Source organism: Streptomyces aurantiogriseus (assembly GCF_014649375.1).
Classification (GTDB): Bacteria; Actinomycetota; Actinomycetes; order Streptomycetales; family Streptomycetaceae; genus Streptomyces; species Streptomyces aurantiogriseus.
Genome location: NZ_BMSX01000025.1, coordinates 37,208 through 57,568 on the forward strand (window position 1 = coordinate 37,208; position 20,361 = coordinate 57,568).

Annotated in this window: 18 protein-coding genes and 2 tRNA genes; 12 read left to right on the forward strand and 8 right to left on the reverse strand. The window is 70.5% G+C overall.

Translation table 11 applies throughout. The features are described 5' to 3' along the window. Positions 1–22: 22 nt before the first annotated feature. The gene (locus tag IE263_RS38605) at positions 23–1,117 is read left to right on the forward strand and encodes a YlbL family protein (RefSeq protein WP_189942762.1); all 1,095 of its coding nucleotides are present in this window, start codon (positions 23–25) and stop codon (positions 1,115–1,117) included. A gap of 33 nt (positions 1,118–1,150) precedes the next feature. Here IE263_RS38605 and IE263_RS38610 read toward each other — a convergent pair whose 3' ends face one another. Further along, positions 1,151–1,693, reverse strand: a complete 543-nt coding sequence (locus tag IE263_RS38610; protein WP_189942763.1) for a PPA1309 family protein — start codon at positions 1,691–1,693, stop codon at positions 1,151–1,153. A 164-nt stretch (positions 1,694–1,857) separates the two neighbouring features. Between IE263_RS38610 and IE263_RS38615 the strand changes: the two genes are divergently transcribed. From IE263_RS38615 to IE263_RS38630, 4 genes are all read left to right on the forward strand, one after another. Continuing rightward, positions 1,858–4,839 carry a UPF0182 family membrane protein gene (locus tag IE263_RS38615; protein ID WP_189942850.1) on the forward strand — a complete coding sequence of 994 codons (2,982 nt, stop codon included), beginning with the start codon at positions 1,858–1,860 and terminating at the stop codon, positions 4,837–4,839. A gap of 43 nt (positions 4,840–4,882) precedes the next feature. Then, a tRNA-Met gene (locus IE263_RS38620) sits at positions 4,883–4,956 on the forward strand. 207 nt (positions 4,957–5,163) lie between these two features. After that, a complete protein-coding gene (locus IE263_RS38625) occupies positions 5,164–7,029 on the forward strand; it encodes a tetratricopeptide repeat protein (protein WP_189942764.1) in 1,866 nt (621 codons plus the stop codon). 590 nt (positions 7,030–7,619) lie between these two features. Beyond that, a tRNA-Met gene (locus tag IE263_RS38630) sits at positions 7,620–7,693 on the forward strand. A gap of 398 nt (positions 7,694–8,091) precedes the next feature. On the opposite strand, the gene IE263_RS38635 is transcribed toward IE263_RS38630, so the two are convergent. Further along, positions 8,092–8,508 carry a Fur family transcriptional regulator gene (locus IE263_RS38635; RefSeq protein ID WP_095747967.1) on the reverse strand — a complete coding sequence of 139 codons (417 nt, stop codon included), beginning with the start codon at positions 8,506–8,508 and terminating at the stop codon, positions 8,092–8,094. A gap of 141 nt (positions 8,509–8,649) precedes the next feature. Here IE263_RS38635 and IE263_RS38640 point away from each other — a divergent pair, with 141 nt between their 5' ends. Together IE263_RS38640 and katG are read left to right on the forward strand one after the other, a co-directional pair. Further along, the gene (locus IE263_RS38640; RefSeq protein WP_189942765.1) at positions 8,650–8,820 is read left to right on the forward strand and encodes a hypothetical protein; all 171 of its coding nucleotides are present in this window, start codon (positions 8,650–8,652) and stop codon (positions 8,818–8,820) included. 39 nt (positions 8,821–8,859) lie between these two features. Continuing rightward, positions 8,860–11,085, forward strand: a complete 2,226-nt coding sequence (katG, locus tag IE263_RS38645) for a catalase/peroxidase HPI (protein ID WP_189942766.1) — start codon at positions 8,860–8,862, stop codon at positions 11,083–11,085. A 99-nt stretch (positions 11,086–11,184) separates the two neighbouring features. Here katG and IE263_RS38650 read toward each other — a convergent pair whose 3' ends face one another. Next, complete coding sequence (locus IE263_RS38650; RefSeq protein ID WP_189942767.1) at positions 11,185–11,577, reverse strand: CBS domain-containing protein; 393 nt, start codon at positions 11,575–11,577, stop codon at positions 11,185–11,187. Positions 11,578–11,736: 159 nt separating this feature from the next. Next, the gene (gene hisN / locus IE263_RS38655) at positions 11,737–12,537 is read right to left on the reverse strand and encodes a histidinol-phosphatase (RefSeq protein WP_189942768.1); all 801 of its coding nucleotides are present in this window, start codon (positions 12,535–12,537) and stop codon (positions 11,737–11,739) included. A 507-nt stretch (positions 12,538–13,044) separates the two neighbouring features. On the opposite strand from hisN, the gene IE263_RS38660 reads away from it, so the two are divergent. Then, positions 13,045–13,653: a TetR/AcrR family transcriptional regulator gene (locus IE263_RS38660; RefSeq protein WP_189942769.1), complete on the forward strand. Its 609-nt coding sequence runs from the start codon at positions 13,045–13,047 to the stop codon at positions 13,651–13,653. A gap of 200 nt (positions 13,654–13,853) precedes the next feature. On the opposite strand, the gene IE263_RS38665 is transcribed toward IE263_RS38660, so the two are convergent. From IE263_RS38665 to IE263_RS38680, 4 genes are all read right to left on the reverse strand, one after another. Next, a complete protein-coding gene (locus IE263_RS38665; protein WP_189942770.1) occupies positions 13,854–14,177 on the reverse strand; it encodes a DMT family transporter in 324 nt (107 codons plus the stop codon). A 76-nt stretch (positions 14,178–14,253) separates the two neighbouring features. Continuing rightward, positions 14,254–15,264 (reverse strand): ribosome small subunit-dependent GTPase A, encoded by a 1,011-nt coding sequence (gene rsgA / locus IE263_RS38670; RefSeq protein WP_189942771.1) that lies wholly within the window; start codon positions 15,262–15,264, stop codon positions 14,254–14,256. Positions 15,265–15,275: 11 nt separating this feature from the next. Further along, the gene (gene aroA / locus IE263_RS38675; RefSeq protein WP_189942772.1) at positions 15,276–16,616 is read right to left on the reverse strand and encodes a 3-phosphoshikimate 1-carboxyvinyltransferase; all 1,341 of its coding nucleotides are present in this window, start codon (positions 16,614–16,616) and stop codon (positions 15,276–15,278) included. A 176-nt stretch (positions 16,617–16,792) separates the two neighbouring features. Further along, positions 16,793–17,515 carry a M50 family metallopeptidase gene (locus IE263_RS38680; RefSeq protein WP_189942773.1) on the reverse strand — a complete coding sequence of 241 codons (723 nt, stop codon included), beginning with the start codon at positions 17,513–17,515 and terminating at the stop codon, positions 16,793–16,795. A 50-nt stretch (positions 17,516–17,565) separates the two neighbouring features. Between IE263_RS38680 and IE263_RS38685 the strand changes: the two genes are divergently transcribed. The 4 genes from IE263_RS38685 (at position 17,566) to rsrA (ending at position 20,264) form a co-directional block, all read left to right on the forward strand. Beyond that, positions 17,566–18,381 carry an SOS response-associated peptidase gene (locus IE263_RS38685; RefSeq protein WP_189942774.1) on the forward strand — a complete coding sequence of 272 codons (816 nt, stop codon included), beginning with the start codon at positions 17,566–17,568 and terminating at the stop codon, positions 18,379–18,381. 1 nt (position 18,382) lies between these two features. Then, positions 18,383–19,012 (forward strand): alpha/beta hydrolase family protein, encoded by a 630-nt coding sequence (locus IE263_RS38690; protein ID WP_189942775.1) that lies wholly within the window; start codon positions 18,383–18,385, stop codon positions 19,010–19,012. 257 nt (positions 19,013–19,269) lie between these two features. Beyond that, on the forward strand, positions 19,270–19,965 hold the full coding sequence (locus IE263_RS38695) for a sigma-70 family RNA polymerase sigma factor (RefSeq protein WP_189942776.1): 696 nt from the start codon (positions 19,270–19,272) through the stop codon (positions 19,963–19,965). Then, positions 19,962–20,264: a mycothiol system anti-sigma-R factor gene (gene rsrA, locus IE263_RS38700; RefSeq protein WP_189942777.1), complete on the forward strand. Its 303-nt coding sequence runs from the start codon at positions 19,962–19,964 to the stop codon at positions 20,262–20,264. The genes IE263_RS38695 and rsrA overlap by 4 nt, the downstream gene beginning before the upstream one ends. Positions 20,265–20,361: the final 97 nt, after the last annotated feature.

Consider the following 20,361-nt stretch of genomic DNA (forward strand, 5'->3'; position numbering starts at 1 on the left):
AAGCGTCCCGTACTGTCGAGGCATGCCACGCCGCACCGCGACGATGCTCGCTTCCACCCTGATGCTGATCGCGCTCCTGTGCGCGGGAGTACTCATCCCCGTGCCGTACGCGGAGATGTCTCCGGGGCCGACGGTGAACACCCTCGGCGAACACGGCGGCGAGCCGGTGCTGCAGATCTCCGGGCGGAAGACCTACGCCACGAGCGGCCACCTCAACATGACCACCGTGCGCGTCACCAGCGCCGACTACCGGATGAACCTCGTCGAGGCCGTCTACGGATGGCTCGCACACGACAACAAGGTCGTGCCGCACGACACGCTGTACCCGGACGGCAAGACCGAGGAGGAGTCCACCCAGGAGAACGCCGAGGAGTTCAGCCAGTCCCAGGAGAGCGCCAAGGTCGCCGCCCTCAAGGAGCTGGACGTCCCGGTGCAGTCCTGGGTGATCGTCTCGACCGTGGTGAAGGGCTCGCCCGCCGAGGACCGGCTGCACGCCGGCGATGTGATCAAGGCCGTGGACGGTACGGCGGTGAAGGAGCCGGCCGACGTCGCCAAGCTGGTGACCAAGCACAAGCCCGGCGAGGACGTCGTCTTCACGATCGTGCCGGCGAAGGAGCAGGCCGCCGCCGAGAAGGCGAACCGGACGGCGACCAGGACCCAGGACGTCAAGATCACCACGGCGGCGTCCGACGACAGCGGCGAGAAGCGCGCCATCGTCGGGATCTCCGCCGGGACCGACCACACCTTCCCGTTCGCCATCGACATCAAGCTCGCCGACGTGGGCGGGCCGAGCGCCGGTCTGATGTTCGCGCTCGGCATCTACGACAAGCTCACCCCGGGCAGCCTGACCGGCGGGAAGTTCGTCGCCGGCACCGGGACCATCGACGACAACGGCAAGGTCGGGCCGATCGGCGGCGTCGAGATGAAGACCGTCGGCGCGCGCGACAAGGGCGCCCAGTACTTCCTCACGCCCGCCGACAACTGCGCCGCCGCCGCCAAGGACACCCCGAGCGGGCTCACGCTCATCAAGGTGAACACCATCGACGACGCCCTCGGCGCCCTGAAGGACATCCGCAGCGGCGACACGGCCGATCTGCCGAAGTGCACGGTCAAGTAGTCCGGCAGGGCGCCGGGCGAGCAGTCGGACAGGCTACTCCTCGAAGGTCGCCGACAGCGCCTCCGCCAGGCCCGGGACCAGGTCCCCGCCCGTGAGGACCTCCGTCGGGGCGTCCTTCTCACGCAGTCGCAGAGCCGACTCGCGGCCGCCGTCACGCAGGACCGCGACCGTCATCCGGACCTCCTGGCGGTCGGGGTGGTCCGCCACCCACCGCGCCAGCTCCGCCTCGCTCAGGCCCTGCGGGACCTGGGCCTCGGCGGAAGGCGGCAGCATCAGGCGCTCCACGGTGAGGGCGCAGCCGGTGACCGCGTCGGGCCAGGCGATCGTGGCCAGGAACTCGTCGAGCGGCTTGTCCGTTGGCACTTCGTCCTGCTCGATCGGGGTGAGACCGGTGGTCTCGGACTCGTCCTCCAGACCGAGCTGGGCGGCGAGCGAGGGTTCCTGAGCCCGCAGTCGTGCGGTGTCTACGAGGGCGAAGAGGCGGGCGGGCTGGTCCCAGCCGAGGCCGGAGGCGTACTCGTCGATCTCGAGCACGGCCCGGGTGAGCGGGTTCGCTGCCATGGGAGTGTTGGACATGGTCACAATCCTGCCTCGTTCCTGGCCGGAATCGGGAACCGAGTAAACGGTGAGTAAGTTGCATAGGTGGGGGCCCACGATCACGGGGGGCCGCCCACGGTCCACGAACACGCGGGCCTGACGGATCAACAGCGACTTTCGAGGTGCGCACCTTGGCTTTCCAGATGCCGGACCGCGGCGGAGGCCCGACGGGGCCGCGGATCAGAGTGGGCCGCCCGTCCCGGCGCGTCCGGACCCTGCTCATGACACTGGGCGTCCTTGCCGTGCTCGGCATGGCGTTCACGATGTTCGCCGGGTTCTGGACGGACTGGCTCTGGTACCGGTCCGTGAACTACTCGTCGGTGTTCACGACCACCCTGTGGACCAAGATCGGGCTCTTCTTCGTCTTCGGTCTGCTGATGGCCCTCGCGGTCGGCTTCAACATCTGGCTGGCCCACCGGTTGCGCCCGCCGCTGAGCGCCATGTCGATGGAGCAGCAGAGCCTCGACCGCTACCGGATGGGCATCGCGCCGTACAAGAAGTGGCTGCTCTTCGGGATCACCGCCCTGGTGGGGCTGATCGCCGGCGCCTCGGCGTCGGGGCAGTGGCGGACGTGGCTGATGTGGGTCAACGGCGTGCCCTTCGGACAGAAGGACCCGCAGTTCCACCTCGACGTCTCGTTCTACGCCTTCGACCTGCCCTGGTACCGGTTCCTGCTCGGCTTCGGCTTCGCCGCCGCGATCCTCTCCCTGATCGCTGCCGCGCTCACCCACTACCTGTACGGCGGACTGCGCGTCACCAGCCCCGGCGCGCGCGCCACGGCCGCGGCCACCGGACACCTGTCCGTGCTGCTCGGGATCTTCGTCGCGCTCAAGGCGGTCGCCTACTGGCTCGACCGGTACGGCCTGGCCGTGAAGTCCAGCGACTTCAAGGCCACGGACAACTGGACGGGCCTGCGGTACGTCGACGCCAACGCCTACCTGCCGGCCAAGACGATCCTGTTCTGCATCGCCGTCATCTGCGCCCTGCTGTTCTTCGCCACCCTGTGGCGCCGCACCTGGCAGCTCCCGGTGATCGGCTTCGGTCTGATGGTGCTGTCCGCGATCCTGATCGGCGGCCTCTACCCGGCGATCGTCCAGAAGTTCCAGGTCCAGCCGAACGAGCAGGCCAAGGAAGCGCCGTACGTCGCGAAGAACCTGAAGGCGACGCGCGAGGCCTACGGCATCGACGACGCCCAGGTCACCGAGTACTCGGGGACGAGCAAGACCGAGGACAAGACGCAGCTGCGTGACGACGTCGACGCCACGGCGAGCATCCGCGTCCTGGACCCGAACATCGTGTCGCCGACCTTCCAGCAGCTCCAGCAGATGCGGAAGTACTACGCCTTCCCGAACAACCTGGACGTGGACCGCTACAGCGTGAACGGCGAGGACCAGGACACGGTCATCGGTCTGCGCGAGCTGAACCTGGCGGGTGTCGACAAGCAGAACTGGATCAACAACCACTTCCGCTACACCCACGGCTACGGCGTGGTCGCCGCCAAGGGCACCACCGCCGATTCCGAGGGCCGCCCGGCGTTCACCGAGTCCGACCTGCCGTCCCAGGGTGTCCTGGGGAAGTACCAACAGCGGATCTACTACGGCGAGAAGACGACCACGTACTCGATCGTCGGCGGTCCCCAGAAGGAGATCGACTACTCCGACGACGACGGCGAGAAGACCACCAGCTACACCGGCAAGAGCGGGGTCAACCTCTCCAACCCGGTCAACCGGGCCGCGTACGCGGTGGCGTTCGGCGAGCCGCAGATCCTGTACTCCGGTGCGATCGGCGAGGGCTCGCGGATCCTGTACAACCGCACGCCGAAGGAGCGCGTCGAGGCGGTCGCCCCCTGGCTGACCATCGACGGCGACGCCTACCCGGCGGTCGTGGGCGACAAGATCCAGTGGATCGTCGACGCGTACACGACCACCAACGGCTACCCGTACGCCTCACGTACGACCCTCGGCGATACGACGGCCGACTCGCTGACCGCCACCAACAACAACCGCGCGGTGGTGGCCCAGCAGAACCAGGTCAACTACATCCGCAACTCGGTGAAGGCGACCGTCGACGCGTACACCGGCGAGGTCAAGCTCTACCAGTGGGACACCCAGGACCCGGTCCTGAAGACCTGGATGAAGGCGTTCCCGGGCACGGTGGAGAAGAAGTCGGCGATCTCCGCCGATCTGATGGCTCATCTCCGGTACCCGCAGGACCTGTTCAAGGTCCAGCGCGAGCTGCTCACCCGCTACCACGTGAAGGACGCGACGACGTTCCTGAGCGGCAGCGAGGTGTGGCAGGTGCCGAACGACCCGACCAACCAGTCGGGCGACGCGGTGCCGCCGTACTACCTGAGCATGAAGATGCCCGACCAGACGGCACAGGCGTTCTCACTGACGACGACGTTCACGCCCAACGGCCGGGACAACCTCAGTGCGTTCATGTCGGTCGACTCCGAGGCCGGGACGCCCGGCTACGGCAAGATCAGAGTGCTGAAACTGCCGACGAGTACGACCGTCGACGGACCCAAACAGGTCCAGAGCCAGTTCAACTCCGAACAGGACATCGCCGAGTCCATCAGGCTGCTGAAGGGCGGCGACTCGGAGGTCGAGTACGGCAATCTGCTGACGGTGCCGCTCGACGGAGGACTGCTCTATGTGGAGCCGGTCTACGTCCGTGGTGGCGGACTCAAGTACCCACTGCTGCGCAAGGTGTTGGTGACCTACGGAGGCAACACCGCCTTCGAGGACACCCTCGACGAGGCCCTCAACAAGGTCTTCGGAGCGGAGGCTACGACTCCGACGCCGCCGGACGACGGTGACACCACCACCCCGCCGCCGACGTCCACCAACCCGACGGTCCAGGAGGCGTTGAAGGACGCCCAGGAGGCCTTCGCCGCCGGCCAGGAAGCTCTGAAGAAGCCCGACTGGGAGGCGTACGCCAAGGCGCAGAAGGAGCTCGAGGCCGCGCTGCAGCGGGCCCAGGAGGCGCAGGCCGAGGCGGACAAGAGCGGCAGCGGCGGCAGCAGTGGCGACAAGGCCACCAGCAGCCCGAGTCCGACCGCCAGCCCGCGCGCGAGCGGCAAACCGAGCAGCAGCCCCAGTCCCAGCAGTAGTCCCAGCGGCTGATCAACAAGCCCCGCCCGCGCCGTGATACGGTTACGGAACACGGCGCGGGGTGGAGCAGCTCGGTAGCTCGCTGGGCTCATAACCCAGAGGTCGCAGGTTCAAATCCTGTCCCCGCTACTGAAGGCGAAGGCCCGGATCCTGACAAAGGATCCGGGCCTTCGTGGTGTGCGAACGCATGTGCTCGAAGCCCGGATCGCCGCGCCGCCTCCGGGAGTTGAGAGAACTGTGTTTGACTTGTCTCTCTGTGGGCATGTCGACAAAACGCTGAAGTGACCTCACGGGCTGCGGTATACCAGGTGTACCCGGGTTGCAGGTGGTGCGACGATGGACGTTATGGGGGACAAGGCAACTCTGTTCGAGACAGGGCGATTTGTGCAGCCTTCCGATGAGGAAGCGACCCCGGACCAGACTCTGGACGAGCACGATGAGAGTCGGGACGAGAACCGGGACGAGACGGGGGAGGCCGTCGAGGAGGCACGGCAGCGGCTCGCCGCCGAGGCCGGCGATGTCGAGGCGATGAGCGTCCTCGGGGCCATGCTGCTGCGCCGCGGCGATCTCGACGGTGCCGAGCCCCATCTGCGTGCCGCCACTGCGGCCGGCGACCGGGCCGCCGCCAACAACCTGGGTGTCCTCCTCCACCAGCGCGGCTACGCCGACGAGGCCGCCGGATGGTGGCGGGTCGCCGCCGTCGCCGGCTCCGCGGCCGCCGCGCACGCACTGGGCCGCCACCACCGTGAGCGCGGGGACGAGCCCGCCGCCGAGTACTGGCTGCGTCAGTCCGCCGAGCAGGGGCACGTGCTGGGCGCCTACGCCCTCGCCGACCTGCTGGAGCACCGCGGGGACCGCGGCGCCGAGCGGTGGATGCGGGCCGCGGCCGAGCGGGGGCACCGGGAGGCGGCGTACCGGCTGGCGCGCGCGCTCGACCGGCAGGGGGAGCGGGTCGCCGACGGCGACAAGAGTGTCGCGGACAACGGCGTCTCCTCCTCGGCAGAGGCCGAGCAGTGGTACAGACAGGCCGCCGCGCGCGGACACCGGCGGGCCGCGCTGCATCTCGGCGCGATCCTGGAGAAGCGGGGTGACCTCAAGGAGGCCGGGCGCTGGTACCTGACGTCCGCCAAGGACGGCGAGCCGCGGGCCGCCTGTGCGCTCGGGTTCCTGCTGCGTGACGCCGGGGACACCGAGAACGCCGCCGTGTGGTGGCTGCGGGCCGCGCAGGACGGCAACGGCAACGCGGCGAACGCGCTGGGCGCGCTGTACGCCGAGCGGGGCCAGACCCAGACCGCCGAGCGCTGGTACCGGGCCGCGATGGACGCGGGCGACGACAACGGCGCCTACAACCTCGGGCTGCTCTGCGCCGAGCAGGGCCGCATCGCGCAGGCCGAACAGTGGTACCGGCGTGCCGCGTACGCCGGGCACCGTGAGGCCGCCAACGCGCTCGCCATCCTGCTGCTGCAGGGAGGGGACACGGCCGGGGCCGAGCCGTGGTTCTCCAAGGCCGCGGAGGCGGGGAGCGTGGACGCCGCGTTCAACCTGGGGATCCTGTTCGCGGGGCGGGGCGAGGATGCCGTGGCGCTGCGCTGGTACGAGCGGGCTGCGGCCGCCGGACACACGGAAGCCGCGTTGCAGGTCGGCATGGCGCGGCTGCGGGACGGGGACGAGCTGGAGGCCGAACGGCATCTGCGGTGTGCCGCCGGCGGGGGGAGCGCGGAGGCGGCGTACCGGCTGGCGGCCGTGCTCGACGCGCGGCGGCCGCCGGCGCCCGCGCACGAGCTCGGGGAGTCCGTGCACGAGAAGACCGAGTGTGAGGAGTGGTACGAGCGGGCGGCGTCCCAGGGGCATCGGCGGGCGCAGGTGCGGGTGGGCATGCTGGCCGCCGCGCGGGGCGACGTGGTGGAGGCGGCGCGGTGGTACCGGGAAGCCGCGGAGGCCGGGTCTCGCAACGGGGCCTTCAATCTGGGGCTGCTGTTGGCACGGGAGGGGAGTGAGCCGGAGGCTGCCGTGTGGTGGACGCGAGCGGCGGACGCGGGGCATGGGCGGGCGGCGTTGCGGCTGGCCCTGGTCTACGCGCGTCGGGGGGAGCTCGCGGAGGGGCAGCGGTGGGCGGATCGGGCGGTGTCTCTGGGGCCGGGGGAGGTGGCGGAGCGGGCGGCTCGGTTGCGGGACGCTCTGCGGGAGGAGTTGTCGGCGTGAGGGCAGCTCGCCGCTGTCGTTGCCGAGGGGGTTTTCGCCCCCGCCGCCCCTACCCGTCCCATCCCCAGGGGCTCCGCCCCTTCAACCCCACCAGGGGGCTGCGCCCCTGCGCCTCCCGCGGGGCTGCGCCCCTGCGCCCCACGCGGGGCTGCGCCCCTCCCCCCCCGACGGGGCTGGGCCCTAGCGTCCCCGGCGGGGCTGTTCCGTGCTCCGCAGGCGGGGGCTGCGCCCCCTGGACCCCGGTGGGGCGGCGCCCTATGCCGGGCTGCGCCCGGTCCCGGCGGGGCTGCGCCCGGTCCCGGCGGGGCTGCGCCCCTGCGCCCCACGCGGGGCTGCGCCCCTGCGCCCCACGCCGGGCTGCGCCCCTGCACCCCAGGCGGGCCTGCTCCCTGCGCCCGTGTTCGGCCCTGAGCGGGCCTCGTTCTCAAACGATGGACGGGCTGAGACGGCGGGTCCATGTTGAGAAGGTGTCGGGCGGGCTGGGTATGCCGGCCCTTGTTCAGAGCTGTGCGTCCTGACCTGGGGCAACCGGCCGCTGGTTAATCAATTTGCCTCTGTCCGCGTTCTTCACGTAACGTTGCATTCATCGACGCGGGGTGGAGCAGCTCGGTAGCTCGCTGGGCTCATAACCCAGAGGTCGCAGGTTCAAATCCTGTCCCCGCTACTGAAGGCCGAGGGCCGGAATCCGAAAGGGTTCCGGCCCTCGGTGTTTGTGGGATGGGTCAGCGGCTGCGGTGGGGCGCCTGAAGGCGGTTTGTGGTGCCTGCGCGGTCTGCCAGCCCATGCGGAGGGCATGGGTGGACCTCAGGACGGCCTCGTCGGTCTTCAGGAGTTTCGCCAGGTGGGCGACGAAGTGAGGGCGGGGCGGACTGGGGGGTGCCGTACGGTGATATGGCGGCCTGTCAGGTTTGGGTATCCGTGCGGCGGTGTCCCCTTGCGCCGGTACCTCCTTGCGCCGGTACCTCCTTGCGTCGGCCACCCCTTTGCGGCGGCCGCCCCCTGTGCGCGCAGCACGAAGCCCCGGCCCCGTGGGTGGGGTGCCGGGGCTTGTGGGTGGGTGCTTTACGCCGCCGCGCAGTTCGGGCAGACGCCGCGGTACGTCACCTCGACGTCCGAGACCGTGAAGCCGAAGCGCTCGGAGTCGGGGAGGTCGGCGAGCGGGTTGCCGCTCGGGTGGACGTCGCGGATCGCGCCGCACTGGGCGCAGACCAGGTGGTGGTGCGGGCGGTGGGCGTTGGGGTCGTACCGCTTGGCGCGCTTGTCGGTCGCGACCTCGAGCACCTCGCCGAGCGAGACCAGCTCGCCCAGCGTGTTGTAGACGGTCGCCCGGGAGATCTCGGGCAGCTTGGCGACGGCCCGGGCATGCACCTCGTCGGCCGTCAGGTGGACGTGATCGCCGTCGAGGACCTCGGCCACGACGCGCCGCTGCGCGGTCATCCGCCATCCGCGACCGCGCAGCCGTTCCAGAAGGTCACTCATACAGATCAGCCTAACAGCAGGGGGACCAGGTCCCGAACGGGTGTGACTTTGGAGCCTCACTTGACTTAGACATTGTCCATTGTAGGATCGGGATCGGCTTCGGCCAAGCGACAGGAACAGACAGAAGTGACGTTTGGCACCATGAGTGAAGCCCAGAGGCAGGCCACCGCCGAGAAGCCGCGCGGTGCCGGCCTGCGGGTGGCGGCCGCCTCCTGGGTGCGCGACTGCGTGGGCCGGGCTTCTCTCACGATGAGGCCGAGGGTCGTCCACCGGGGCCCGAGTCCCGGCCGTACCACCGCTCTCAGTTCCTGAGCACCGTGATCCGCCCCGTCCTCCCAAAAGGATTCCCCCATGACTGAGAACCACGACGCGATCGTCACCGACGAGAAGCCGGAGGAGGCAGGTCGCTGCCCGGTCGCGCACGGGCGCGCCCCGCATCCGACTCAGGGCGGCGGAAACCGCCAGTGGTGGCCGGATCGTCTCAACCTGAAGATCCTTGCCAAGAACCCCGCCGTGGCCAACCCGCTCGGTGAGGAGTTCGACTACGCCGAGGCCTTCAAGTCCCTGGATCTCTCCGCCGTGAAGCGGGACATCGCCGAGGTGCTCACGACCTCGCAGGACTGGTGGCCGGCCGACTTCGGCCACTACGGTCCGCTCATCATCCGCATGGCCTGGCACAGCGCGGGCACCTACCGGATCAGCGACGGCCGCGGCGGTGGCGGCGCCGGTCAGCAGCGCTTCGCCCCCCTGAACAGCTGGCCGGACAACGCCAACCTCGACAAGGCCCGCCGCCTGCTGTGGCCGGTCAAGAAGAAGTACGGCCAGAGCCTGTCCTGGGCCGACCTGATGATCCTCGCCGGCAACGTCGCGCTGGAGTCGATGGGCTTCGAGACCTTCGGCTTCGGCGGCGGCCGCGCGGACGTCTGGGAGCCCGACGAGGACGTCTACTGGGGTCCCGAGACCACCTGGCTCGACGACCAGCGCTACACGGGCGACCGTGAGCTGGAGGAGCCCCTCGGCGCGGTCCAGATGGGCCTCATCTACGTCAACCCGGAGGGCCCGAACGGCAACCCGGACCCGATCGCAGCGGCCCGCGACATCCGCGAGACCTTCCGCCGCATGGCGATGAACGACGAGGAGACGGTCGCCCTGATCGCGGGCGGTCACACCTTCGGCAAGACCCACGGTGCGGGCCCGGCCGACCACGTCGGCAACGACCCCGAGGCCGCCTCGCTCGAGGAGCAGGGCCTGGGCTGGAAGAGCACCTACGGCACCGGCAAGGGCGGCGACACCATCACCAGTGGCCTCGAGGTCACCTGGACCGCCACGCCGACCCAGTGGAGCAACGGCTTCTTCAAGAACCTGTTCGAGTACGAGTACGAGCTGACCGAGTCCCCGGCCGGCGCCAAGCAGTGGGTGGCCAAGAACGCCGAGGCCATCGTCCCCGACGCGCACGACCCGTCGAAGAAGCACCTCCCGACGATGCTCACCACCGACCTGTCGCTGCGCTTCGACCCGGTCTACGAGCAGATCTCGCGTCGCTTCTACGAGAACCCCGACCAGTTCGCGGACGCCTTCGCCCGTGCCTGGTACAAGCTGACCCACCGTGACATGGGCCCGAAGTCGCTGTACCTCGGCCCGGAGGTCCCGGAGGAGACGCTGCTGTGGCAGGACCCGCTGCCGCAGCGCACCTACGAGCTGATCGACGCCGCGGACATCGCCGCCCTCAAGGGCAAGATCCTCGACTCGGGGCTGACGGTGTCCCAGCTGGTGTCCACCGCGTGGGCGGCCGCCTCCTCCTTCCGCGGCAGCGACAAGCGCGGCGGCGCCAACGGTGCCCGTATCCGCCTGGAGCCGCAGCGCGGCTGGGAGGTCAACGAGCCCGACCAGCTGGCGACGGTGCTGCGCACCCTCGAGGGCGTGCAGGAGTCCTTCAACGCTGCCCAGGCCGGCGGCAAGCAGGTCTCCCTGGCCGACCTGATCGTGCTCGCGGGTGCCGCGGGCGTCGAGAAGGCCGCCAAGGACGCCGGCTTCGACGTCGAGGTGCCCTTCACGCCGGGCCGCGTGGACGCCTCGCAGGAGCAGACGGACGTGGAGTCGTTCGCCGCGCTCGAGCCGAAGGCCGACGGGTTCCGCAACTACGTCGGCAAGGGCCAGCGCCTGCCGGCCGAGTACCTGCTGCTCGACAAGGCGAACCTGCTGAACCTGAGCGCGCCCGAGCTGACGGTCCTCGTCGGCGGCCTGCGCGTCCTGGGTGCCAACTACCAGCAGTCGAAGCACGGTGTCCTCACCGAGACGCCCGGCATCCTGACGAACGACTTCTTCGTCAACCTGCTCGACCTGGGCACGACGTGGAAGTCGACGTCCGAGGACCAGACCACGTTCGAGGGCCGTGACGCGGCCACGGGCGAGGTCAAGTGGACCGGCACCCGTGCCGACCTGGTCTTCGGTTCGAACTCCGAGCTGCGCGCGCTCGCGGAGGTCTACGCGAGCGACGACGCCAAGGAGAAGTTCGTGAACGACTTCGTCGCGGCGTGGGTCAAGGTCTCGAACCTGGACCGGTTCGACCTGGTCTGAGTCTGACCTGGGCCTGAACTGGGCCTGAACTGAGCGGCGGGCCGGATTTCCCTTCGGGGAGGTCCGGCCCGTTCGTGCGTGCGGAGGACCGTGGTCCGGTCAGGCCGGGATCTGCTGCCGTGCCGGTACCCAGCAGCGGATGATGTCGCGGACCGAGACGATGCCGGCCGGCTCGCCGTGCTCGAGGACGACGAGGTGCCGGAAGCCGCCGTACGTCATCGCGTGGGCCGCCTCCTCCAGGGTCCAGGTCGGGGCGGCGAAGACGACGTCGGTGGTGGTGTGGGCGTGGGTGCGTTCCGTGTCCGGGTCCTGGCCCAGGCCGACGGAGTTGAGGATGTCCCGTTCGGTGAGGATGCCCAGACCGCCTGCGTCCGGGTCGAGGACCACGGCCGCGCCGACGCGGCGTGCGGACATCAGGGCGGCGGCCTGGCGGAGGGTGTGGGCGGGGCCGATGGTCAGGACCACCGTGCTCATGGCGTCGCGGACGAGCATGGGTTCCGGGTCACCTCCTGGGAAGCGCTGAGACCACCGGGGTAGTTCAGCGGTTCACAAGTTCACAAATTGAGGGTGCTCCCAGAGTCGCAGGTAAAGCGAGGGTCAACAAGAGGGCGCACGCGGCCAATTGAGGGCGTGCGCGCTCATCTGTGTCGGTCAGGGGCGCTGGTTGAGATACCCCAGCAGCTCGTCGTGGAGCAGACCGTTGGACGCGGCCGCGTTGCCGCTGTGCGGGCCCGGGCGGCCGTCGAGGCCGGTGAAGGTGCCGCCGGCCTCCGTCACGACGATGGCGTTGGCGGCCATGTCCCAGAGGGAGAGCTCCGGTTCGGCGCACAGGTCCACCGAGCCCTCGGCGACCATCATGTACGGCCAGAAGTCGCCGTACGCGCGCGTGCGCCACACCTCGCGGGTGAGGTCGAGGAAGCCGTCGAGCCTGCCCTGCTCCTCCCAGCCGCTCAGCGAGGAGTACGCGAAGGAGGCGTCGGAGAGCTGGGAGACGCGGGAGACGTGGAGGCGGGTGGCCGAGGACAGACTGCGGCCGGTGTACGCGCCGTGGCCCTTCGCGGCCCACCAGCGGCGGCCCAGGGCGGGGGCGGAGACGACGCCGACGACGGGCCGGTAGCCGCCCTCCGCCGCTTCCATCAGCGCGATGAGGGTGGCCCAGACGGGGACGCCGCGTACGTAGTTCTTCGTGCCGTCGATCGGGTCGATCACCCAGCGGCGGGGGCCGGTGCCCTCGATGCCGTACTCCTCGCCCAGGATCGCGTCGCGGGGGCGGGCGCGCTGGAGCTGGCCGCGGATGAGTTCCTCGGCCGCCTTGTCGGCCTCGCTCACCGGGGTCATGTCCGGTTTGGTCTCGACCTTGAGGTCGAGGGCCTTGAAGCGGTCCATGGTCGCGGCGTCGGCGGCGTCCGCGAGGACGTGCGCGAGGCGGAGGTCGTCGAGGTAGTCCGGCATGGAAGGAACGGTATCCGCCGAGGTGGCGGTGAGGCCACAGGGGACCGGGGAGTGGACGTGGGGGCGGTGGAGCAGGGTTGGTTGTGCGGGTTGGCCGGGGGTGGGGGTCGGTCGGCGCTGGGCTGCGTGGCACGTGCGGGTCGGCTGGTGCGGGGGGTGGGGCGCGCACCCCGGCGCGGGGTGCCGCCTGCGCCCACCCGTGCCGCCCCAGCGGCACGATTGCCCGCAGCTTGACGGGTGGGGTTGGCGCCTCGGAGTGAAGGAAGCGGCTGTCTGTGGAGTGAAGGGAGCGGTCGGCGGCGGCTCAAGGCTTGATTGTGTTGTTGCCGGGCACCCTGTTCCTGGCGGGTGGGCCGGCTCGGTCAGAGATCGGCCCACCCGGCAACGCACCTGTCGTCAACCCCCACCGCTCCATGGCCAACAACACCCCTACTGCTCCCGCGAACCCTTGACAGTGCATTCAGGCGCGTCAAATCTGGGCGCAGAGTCGGTCGCCCCAGGGAGGCGATGATGCCTGCTGCCCGGGAATCCCTACTGGATGCCGCCTTCACGGCGCTTGCGCGTCGGCCGTGGGCCGCTGTGCGCATGGTGGACGTCGCCGCGGCGGCCGGAGTGTCCCGGCAGACCTTGTACAACGAGTTCGGGAGCAAGGAAGGGCTGGCCCGGGCGCTCGTCAGGCGGGAGGCCGACGGGTATCTCGCCGGGGTCGAGCGGGCGCTGGCGGTGCACGGGGACGCCCGGGACAGGCTCACCGCGGCCGCCGAGTGGACGATGTCAGCCGCCCGGGGCAACGTGCTCGTACGCGCCATACTCACCGGCTGCTGGAGCGAGCGCCTGCCGTCGCCGACGCTCTCGGCGGTGCCGTCCTCCTCCTCCGTGCCGGCGCAGCGGCGGGCGGACGGGCCGCTGCCCTCGCCCGGCGATCTCGTGGCGACCGTCCGCGACCGGGCCGTGGCGGCGCTCGCCGGTCCCGGCGCGACAGCGGACACCACCGAACTGGCCCGCTCCTGCGAACTGGCGGTCCGGCTCGCCCTCTCCTGCGTGGCCGCGCCGCCCGGGGAGGGCGGTGTCGCGGATCTGGTGCGCGGCGTCCTGCACCGGCAACTCGTCGGTTAGCGCTCCCCGATGTGCTCTCCCTGGGGCGCCCTTCCTGGGCCTGTCCGGCGGGCAGCGGGAGCTGCCCCCACCGGCGTTGTCGTCGGTTGCCGACTCCCCCACGCCCGAACAGCCCCGCGCGGAGGCGCCCCATCGACCCGCTCACCTGCGTTGATGAGCCACCGCCGGTTTCCTGCGACCTGATCCGCCGGACAGCACACCTAGTGCGCCGACCCCGACAGCTGCAAGCCGATCACCCCGATGATCACCAGGCTGATCGAGACGATCTTCAGGGTCGACACCAGGTCGCCGAGGAAGACCATTCCGTAGATCGCGGTGCCCGCCGCGCCGATGCCGGTCCACACGGCGTACGCCGGGCCGACGTCGAGCTTTCTCAACGACAGGGTCAGCAGGCCGAAGCTGCCGAGGGCGAACACACAGAAGGCGATCGTCGGCCACAGCCGGGTGAAGCCGTGCGACAGCTTCAGGCAGACGGCGAAGCCGGTCTCGAGCAGTCCCGCGACGATGACCAGCAGCCACGCCATGTGCTGTCCTCCCGTGTATGCGGTTCGGTGCGAGTATGCACTTACCGGACTCCCGTCCCCACAAACAACGCGGAGGTCAGTCGCCTTCCGTGCGCTCCCGCGTGGACAGCAGTCGCCGCAGCGAGTACAGCCTCGCGGGGTCCGCGTGCCCCTCGGCGACCCAGGCGTCCAGCGCGCAGTCCTGCTCGTCGTGGCTGCAGGCGCGCGGGCAGCCGACCGTGCCCGGCTCGAGGTCGGGGAAGGCGTGGATCACCCGGGACGGGTCGATGTGGGCGAGGCCGAAGGACCGTACGCCCGGGGTGTCGATGACCCAGTCGTCCGTGCCCTCCAGAGGGAGGGCGAGGGCCGAGGTGGTCGTGTGGCGGCCGCGGCCCGTCACCGCGTTGACGTGGCCCGTCAGCCGCCGCCGTTCCTCCGGGACGAGCGCGTTGACGAGGGTCGTCTTGCCGACACCGGAGTGGCCGACGAACGCCGTGATCCGCCCGGTCAGATGCTCGCGCACCAGGTCCGCCGCGTCGTTGTTCGCCAACTCCTCGCGGCTGGTGACGACGTACGGGATGTCGAGGTGGCCGTACAGCTCCAGCAGCTTGTCCGGCGACGCCAGGTCCGACTTCGTCATGACCAGCAGGGGAGTCAGACCGCCGTCGAACGCCGCCACCAGGCAGCGGTCGATCAGACGGGGGCGGGGCTCGGGGTCGGCGAGCGCCGTGACGATCGCCAGCTGGTCGGCGTTGGCGACCACCACCCGCTCGAACGGGTCGTCGTCGTCCGCCGTGCGCCGCAGCACCGACGTGCGTTCCTCGATGCGGACGATGCGCGCGAGGGTGTCCTTCTTGCCGGACATGTCACCGACCAGGGCGACCCGGTCGCCCACGACCGCCGCCTTGCGGCCCAGCTCGCGGGCCTTCATCGCCATCACGATCCGGTTCTCGACGAGGCACGTCAGACGGCCGCGGTCGACCGTGAGGACCATGCCCTCGGCGGCGTCCTCGTGCTTGGGCCGGATGTTCGTACGCGGTCGGTTGCCCTTGCGGTTCGGGCGCGAGCGGATGTCGTCCTCGTCGGTGTGCTTGCCGTAGCGGCGCATGGCGGAAGCCCCTAAACCCCGAGCATCCCGGTCCACAGCTCCGGGAAGTCCGGCAGGGTCTTCGCCGTCGTCGCCACGTTCTCGATCCGCACGCCCTCGACCGCCAGGCCGATGACCGCGCCGGCCGTGGCCATGCGGTGGTCGTCGTAGGTGTGGAAGGTCCCGCCGTGCAGAGGGCGCGGGCGGATGTGCAGGCCGTCGGCGGTCTCCGTCACGTCCCCGCCGAGCTCGTTGATCTCCTTCGTGAGCGCGGCCAGCCGGTCCGTCTCGTGCAGGCGCAGATGGGCCACGCCCCGCAGGGTGGAGGGGGAGTCGGCGAGGGCGGCGACCGCCGCGATGCCCGGGGTCAGCTCGCCGACGTCGCTCAGGTCGACATCGATGCCGTGGACCGAGCCCGAGCCGGTGAAGGCCAGACCGTACTCGGTCAGTTCGCAGGATCCGCCCATCTCGGTGAAGATCTCCCGCAGCCGGTCGCCCGGTTGGGTGGTGCGGGCCGGCCAGTCCGGGACGACGACCCGGCCGCCGGTGACCAGCGCAGCCGCCAGGAACGGCTGGGCGTTGGACAGGTCCGGCTCGATCGTCAGGTCCCGGCCGAGCAGGGCACCCGGCGTGACCCGCCAGACGTTCGGCTCGCCGCCCGACTCGGGGGTGTCCACCTGGGCGCCGACCGCGCGCAGCATGTCCACCGTCATACGGATGTGCGGCAGGGAGGGCAGCGTCGAGCCGGTGTGGCGGACCTCGACGCCCTGGTTGAAGCGTGGGCCGGAGAGCAGCAGGGCGCTCACGAACTGGGACGACGAGGACGCGTCGATCTCCACCGGGCCGCCCTCCAGCGCGCCCCCGCCGTGCACCGTCAGCGGCAGCGCGCCCCGGCCGTCGTCGTCGATCCGGGCGCCGAGGACCCGCAGCGCTTCGATGACGCCGTTCAGGGGGCGCTCGTAGGAGCGGGGGTCGCCGTCGAAGCGGACGGGACCGTCGGCGAGCGCGGCCACCGGCGGCAGGAACCGCATCACCGTGCCGGCGTTGCCGACGTCGACCGTGGCCGGGCCGCGGAAGCCCGTCGGCAGCACGCGCCAGGCCTCGCCCGTGCCCTCAGGGCCGCCCGCGACGGAGGAGCTGGACGACACCGTTTCCTCGATGCCGACACCCATCGCGCGCAGCGCCTCGGCCATCAGGAGGGTGTCGCGGGAGCGGAGGGGGCGGCGCAGCCAGCCCGGTTCCGAGGCGAGGGCGGCCAGCACGAGGGCGCGGTTGGTGACCGACTTGGACCCCGGCACGTGGACCGTAGCGTCGACGGCTCCGCTCGCGTGGGGGGCGGGCCAGAGGGCGGTGTGGGCGGGGGTTTCGGGCATGCGCCCACTCTAGTCTCCGACGGGGTCGGCCGACGTCTGGGTGCGGTGCCGTCGGAGCTGGTCGCTCCCCCACTCTCGGCTTCGCTCGAGCGGGGGCACCACCGCGGCGGAGCCGCACACCGACGCGGTCCCGCACCCCGGAAAAGGGCGTTCACACCCCCAGCACTCCCCGGCGGTCACATCCCCAGCAGCCAGCGCCCCCCACCCATCAGTGAGCACAGCGACACCGCGTGGAACAGGAACAGCCACAGGCCCGCCGGTACATGCGTCAGCCGCGACAACTGGTCCGCGTCCGAGTCCCCGGCACCCCCACGCGACCTCTTCGCCTGGAGCTCGAACGCCGGCCGTACCCCGCCCAGCAGCAGGAACCACACCACCGCGTACGCGAACGCCGCCTGCACCTGGGGGCCGGCCAGCCAGGACACCAGCAGGAACGTGCCGCCCGTGAGGACCACCGTCAGCGCCCCGTACGCGTTGCGGATCATCACCAGCATCGCCACCAGCAGGAGCGTCGCCAGCCACAGCAGCAGCGTGATGCGGCCGACGCCCAGCAGCGCGGCGCCGCCCAGGCCCAGCAGCGGGGGAGCGGTGTAGCCGGAGGCCGCGGTGAGGATCATCCCGAGGCCGTGCGGCTTGCCGCGGCTGAGGGTCAGGCCGCTGGTGTCGGAGTGCAGGCGTATCCCGGTGAGCTGGCGGCCGGTCAACAGCGCGACCAGGCCGTGGCCGCCCTCGTGGGCGATGGTGATGGCGTTGCGCGACAGGCGCCACAGGTTGTGCGGCATGACGACGGCGAGGGCCGCGACCGCAGTGGCGATCACCACCCACAGGTCGGGGTCGGGCTGGGTGCCGAGGAGCCGGTCCCAGAGGTCGGGCAGCGCGGTGGCGGCGTGGCTGTCCATGTTTCCTGGTGGCTCCCTCTCGTCTCACGGAGTCTGGCAGTGTGGCACGTATGTGCGGACGGTATGCAGCGAGTCGCAGGCCCGAGGATCTCGCAGGAATCTTTGAAATCGACAAGTGGGAGCCCGAGGAGACCCTGGCGCCCGACTACAACGTGGCTCCGACCAAGGAGGTCTACGCCGTCCTGGACCGTCCTCTGAAGGACGTGGAGGACCCGCGCCCGGTTCGCCAGCTGCGCAAGCTGAAGTGGGGACTGGTCCCGTCCTGGGCGAAGACTCCCGAGGGCGGCGCCCGGATGATCAACGCGCGCGCGGAGACCGTCCACGAGAAGCCGTCCTACCGCCGCGCCTTCACCGCGCGGCGCTGCATCGTCCCCGCAGACGGCTACTACGAGTGGGTCACCGGGCAGCAGGAGCGGGACCTGGAGGTCGAGGGCAAGAAGAAGCGGCCCCGCAAGCAGCCCTACTTCGTGCTCCCGGCCGACGGCTCGGTCTTCGCGATGGCCGGGCTGTACGAGTTCTGGCGGGACCGGACGCTGCCGGACGACCACCCGCAGGCCTGGTGGGCGACCTGCTCGGTCATCACGACGGAGGCCGAGAGGACCCCGCTGGCCGTGGCCCCCGCCGAGGGCCCGCGCGCCCTGGCCGACATCCACCCCCGGATGCCCCTGATGCTCACCCCCGACCGCTGGGACGCCTGGCTCGACCCCTCCCGGACGGACGTCGAGGACCTGCGCTCGCTCCTCGAACCGCCGCCCGCCGGTCTGATGCGCGCCTACCCGGTCTCCACGGCCGTCAGCAACGTCCGCAACAACGGCCCGGAGCTGCTGAAGGAGCTGGAAGGGCCGGAAGAGGGCACACTGTTCTGACGTGACCACCGAGATCATCGCCACGGACGCGGGGGACGCCCGCATCACCTGGCACAGGGCGAAGAAGCCGGTACTGATCCTCGCCGTCAGCCACGGCGCCGGCGGCGGCATCGAGGCACGCGACCTCCAGGCACTGGCCCGCGTCCTCCCGGAACACGGCGTGACCGTCGCCCTCGTCGAGCAGCCCTGGCGGGTGGCCGGGAAGAAGGTGGCGTCGGCGCCGAAGACGCTCGACGTCGGCTGGCGCGGGATCTGGCCGGCCGTCGCGAAGGCCGGGCTGCCGGTGATCTCCGGCGGGCGCAGCGCGGGTGCGCGCGTGGCCTGCCGTACCGCCACCGAGCTCGGCGCCCACGCCGTCCTCGCGCTCGCCTTCCCGCTCCACCCGCCGGGCAAGCCCGAGAAATCCCGTGCCGACGAGCTGCTCGGGGCCGGGGTGCCCACGCTCGTCGTACAAGGGGGCAACGATCCCTGGGGCAGGCCGGAGGAGTTCCCCGAGGGGGCTTACGAGCTCGTCGAGGTGCCGTCCGGCGACCATGGCCTCGCCGTGCCCAAGCGGGCGGAGATCAGCCAGGAGCAGGCCCTGGAGGTCCTGACCGCCGGTGTCGTGCAGTGGGTTGCCTCACTCGGGTAAAGAGCAGGGAATGTTGCGGGGCGGGGCGCTGTTGAGGCGGACAGAAGTGCTGGACAGGCAGCACCGACGTCGTAGGAGAGGAAGTCCGCCGCATGGGTTCGACTATGTGCCCGAGCCGCAGCAGCCGCGCCGACCTGGACTGGACGGTGCTGCACGCGGCCAGGACCGCTCCTGTTCGAGCGGCGGCAGGTGCCGGTAGTCGTCTATCCTCCGATTCGAGTGGGACCGGTTTCGGTTCTGCCCGCAATCTTGAGGAGGTGGGTCCGGTCACCGGTACCGACGCAGGGACCGACAACGGCCAGGCGGAGCTGCCCGAGGGCCAGGGCATGGGCGTGGAGACGAGCAACGAGTCGTCCGCGGAGCGCAGTGCGCGCTTCGAGCGGGACGCGCTCGAGTTCCTCGACCAGATGTACTCGGCCGCGCTGCGCATGACGCGCAACCCGGCCGACGCCGAGGACCTGGTGCAGGAGACGTATGCCAAGGCGTACGCGTCCTTCCACCAGTTCCGCGAGGGCACCAATCTCAAGGCATGGCTGTACCGGATCCTCACCAACACCTTCATCAACTCGTACCGCAAGAAGCAGCGCGAACCCCAGCGCAGCGCGGCCGAGGAGATCGAGGACTGGCAGCTGGCGCGCGCCGAGTCGCACATGTCGACGGGGCTGCGCTCGGCCGAGTCGCAGGCGCTGGACCACCTGCCCGACTCGGATGTGAAGGAAGCACTTCAGGCCATTCCCGAGGAGTTCCGCATCGCCGTGTACCTCGCGGACGTCGAGGGCTTTGCGTACAAGGAGATCGCGGACATCATGGGGACACCCATCGGTACGGTGATGTCCCGGCTGCACCGGGGCCGCCGTCAACTGCGCGGCATGCTCGAGGACTACGCCCGTGAGCGCGGGCTGGTCCCGGCCGGCGCCGGAGAGTCGGACGAAGCGAAAGGCTCGGGCTCATGAGCTGCGGAGAGCCGCACGAGACGGACTGCAGTGAGGTTCTCGATCATCTGTACGAGTTCCTCGACAGTGAGATGCCGGACGTCGATCGCGACAAGTTCAAGCAGCACTTCAACGAGTGCTCGCCGTGCCTGGAGAAGTACGGCCTCGAAGAGGCCGTGAAGAAGCTGGTCAAGCGGTGCTGCGGCCATGACGACGTGCCGACCGACCTGCGGGCCAAGGTACTGGGGCGGCTCGATCTGATTCGCTCCGGACAGGCCGTGCCCGAGCACGACGTGACAGCGACCCCGCAGGAATCCTGACGCCGCAGCTGTCACCCGAATGTGCTAATCCGCGGGTGATGCGCCCGCATCGCCACCCCTCGCCACCCTAGGCTCCGGAGCCTGAACCGGAGCCTGG

What these genes read in the sequence shown, in the direction of transcription:
- IE263_RS38605 (WP_189942762.1), top strand. Translation starts at nt 23, where the DNA reads ATGCCACGCCGCACCGCGACGATGCTCGCTTCCACCCTGATGCTGATC.
- IE263_RS38610 (WP_189942763.1), bottom strand. Translation starts at nt 1,693, where the DNA reads ATGTCCAACACTCCCATGGCAGCGAACCCGCTCACCCGGGCCGTGCTC.
- IE263_RS38615 (WP_189942850.1), top strand. Translation starts at nt 1,858, where the DNA reads ATGCCGGACCGCGGCGGAGGCCCGACGGGGCCGCGGATCAGAGTGGGC.
- IE263_RS38625 (WP_189942764.1), top strand. Translation starts at nt 5,164, where the DNA reads ATGGACGTTATGGGGGACAAGGCAACTCTGTTCGAGACAGGGCGATTT.
- IE263_RS38635 (WP_095747967.1), bottom strand. Translation starts at nt 8,508, where the DNA reads ATGAGTGACCTTCTGGAACGGCTGCGCGGTCGCGGATGGCGGATGACC.
- IE263_RS38640 (WP_189942765.1), top strand. Translation starts at nt 8,650, where the DNA reads ATGAGTGAAGCCCAGAGGCAGGCCACCGCCGAGAAGCCGCGCGGTGCC.
- katG (WP_189942766.1), top strand. Translation starts at nt 8,860, where the DNA reads ATGACTGAGAACCACGACGCGATCGTCACCGACGAGAAGCCGGAGGAG.
- IE263_RS38650 (WP_189942767.1), bottom strand. Translation starts at nt 11,577, where the DNA reads ATGCTCGTCCGCGACGCCATGAGCACGGTGGTCCTGACCATCGGCCCC.
- hisN (WP_189942768.1), bottom strand. Translation starts at nt 12,537, where the DNA reads ATGCCGGACTACCTCGACGACCTCCGCCTCGCGCACGTCCTCGCGGAC.
- IE263_RS38660 (WP_189942769.1), top strand. Translation starts at nt 13,045, where the DNA reads ATGATGCCTGCTGCCCGGGAATCCCTACTGGATGCCGCCTTCACGGCG.
- IE263_RS38665 (WP_189942770.1), bottom strand. Translation starts at nt 14,177, where the DNA reads ATGGCGTGGCTGCTGGTCATCGTCGCGGGACTGCTCGAGACCGGCTTC.
- rsgA (WP_189942771.1), bottom strand. Translation starts at nt 15,264, where the DNA reads ATGCGCCGCTACGGCAAGCACACCGACGAGGACGACATCCGCTCGCGC.
- aroA (WP_189942772.1), bottom strand. Translation starts at nt 16,616, where the DNA reads ATGCCCGAAACCCCCGCCCACACCGCCCTCTGGCCCGCCCCCCACGCG.
- IE263_RS38680 (WP_189942773.1), bottom strand. Translation starts at nt 17,515, where the DNA reads ATGGACAGCCACGCCGCCACCGCGCTGCCCGACCTCTGGGACCGGCTC.
- IE263_RS38685 (WP_189942774.1), top strand. Translation starts at nt 17,566, where the DNA reads ATGTGCGGACGGTATGCAGCGAGTCGCAGGCCCGAGGATCTCGCAGGA.
- rsrA (WP_189942777.1), top strand. Translation starts at nt 19,962, where the DNA reads ATGAGCTGCGGAGAGCCGCACGAGACGGACTGCAGTGAGGTTCTCGAT.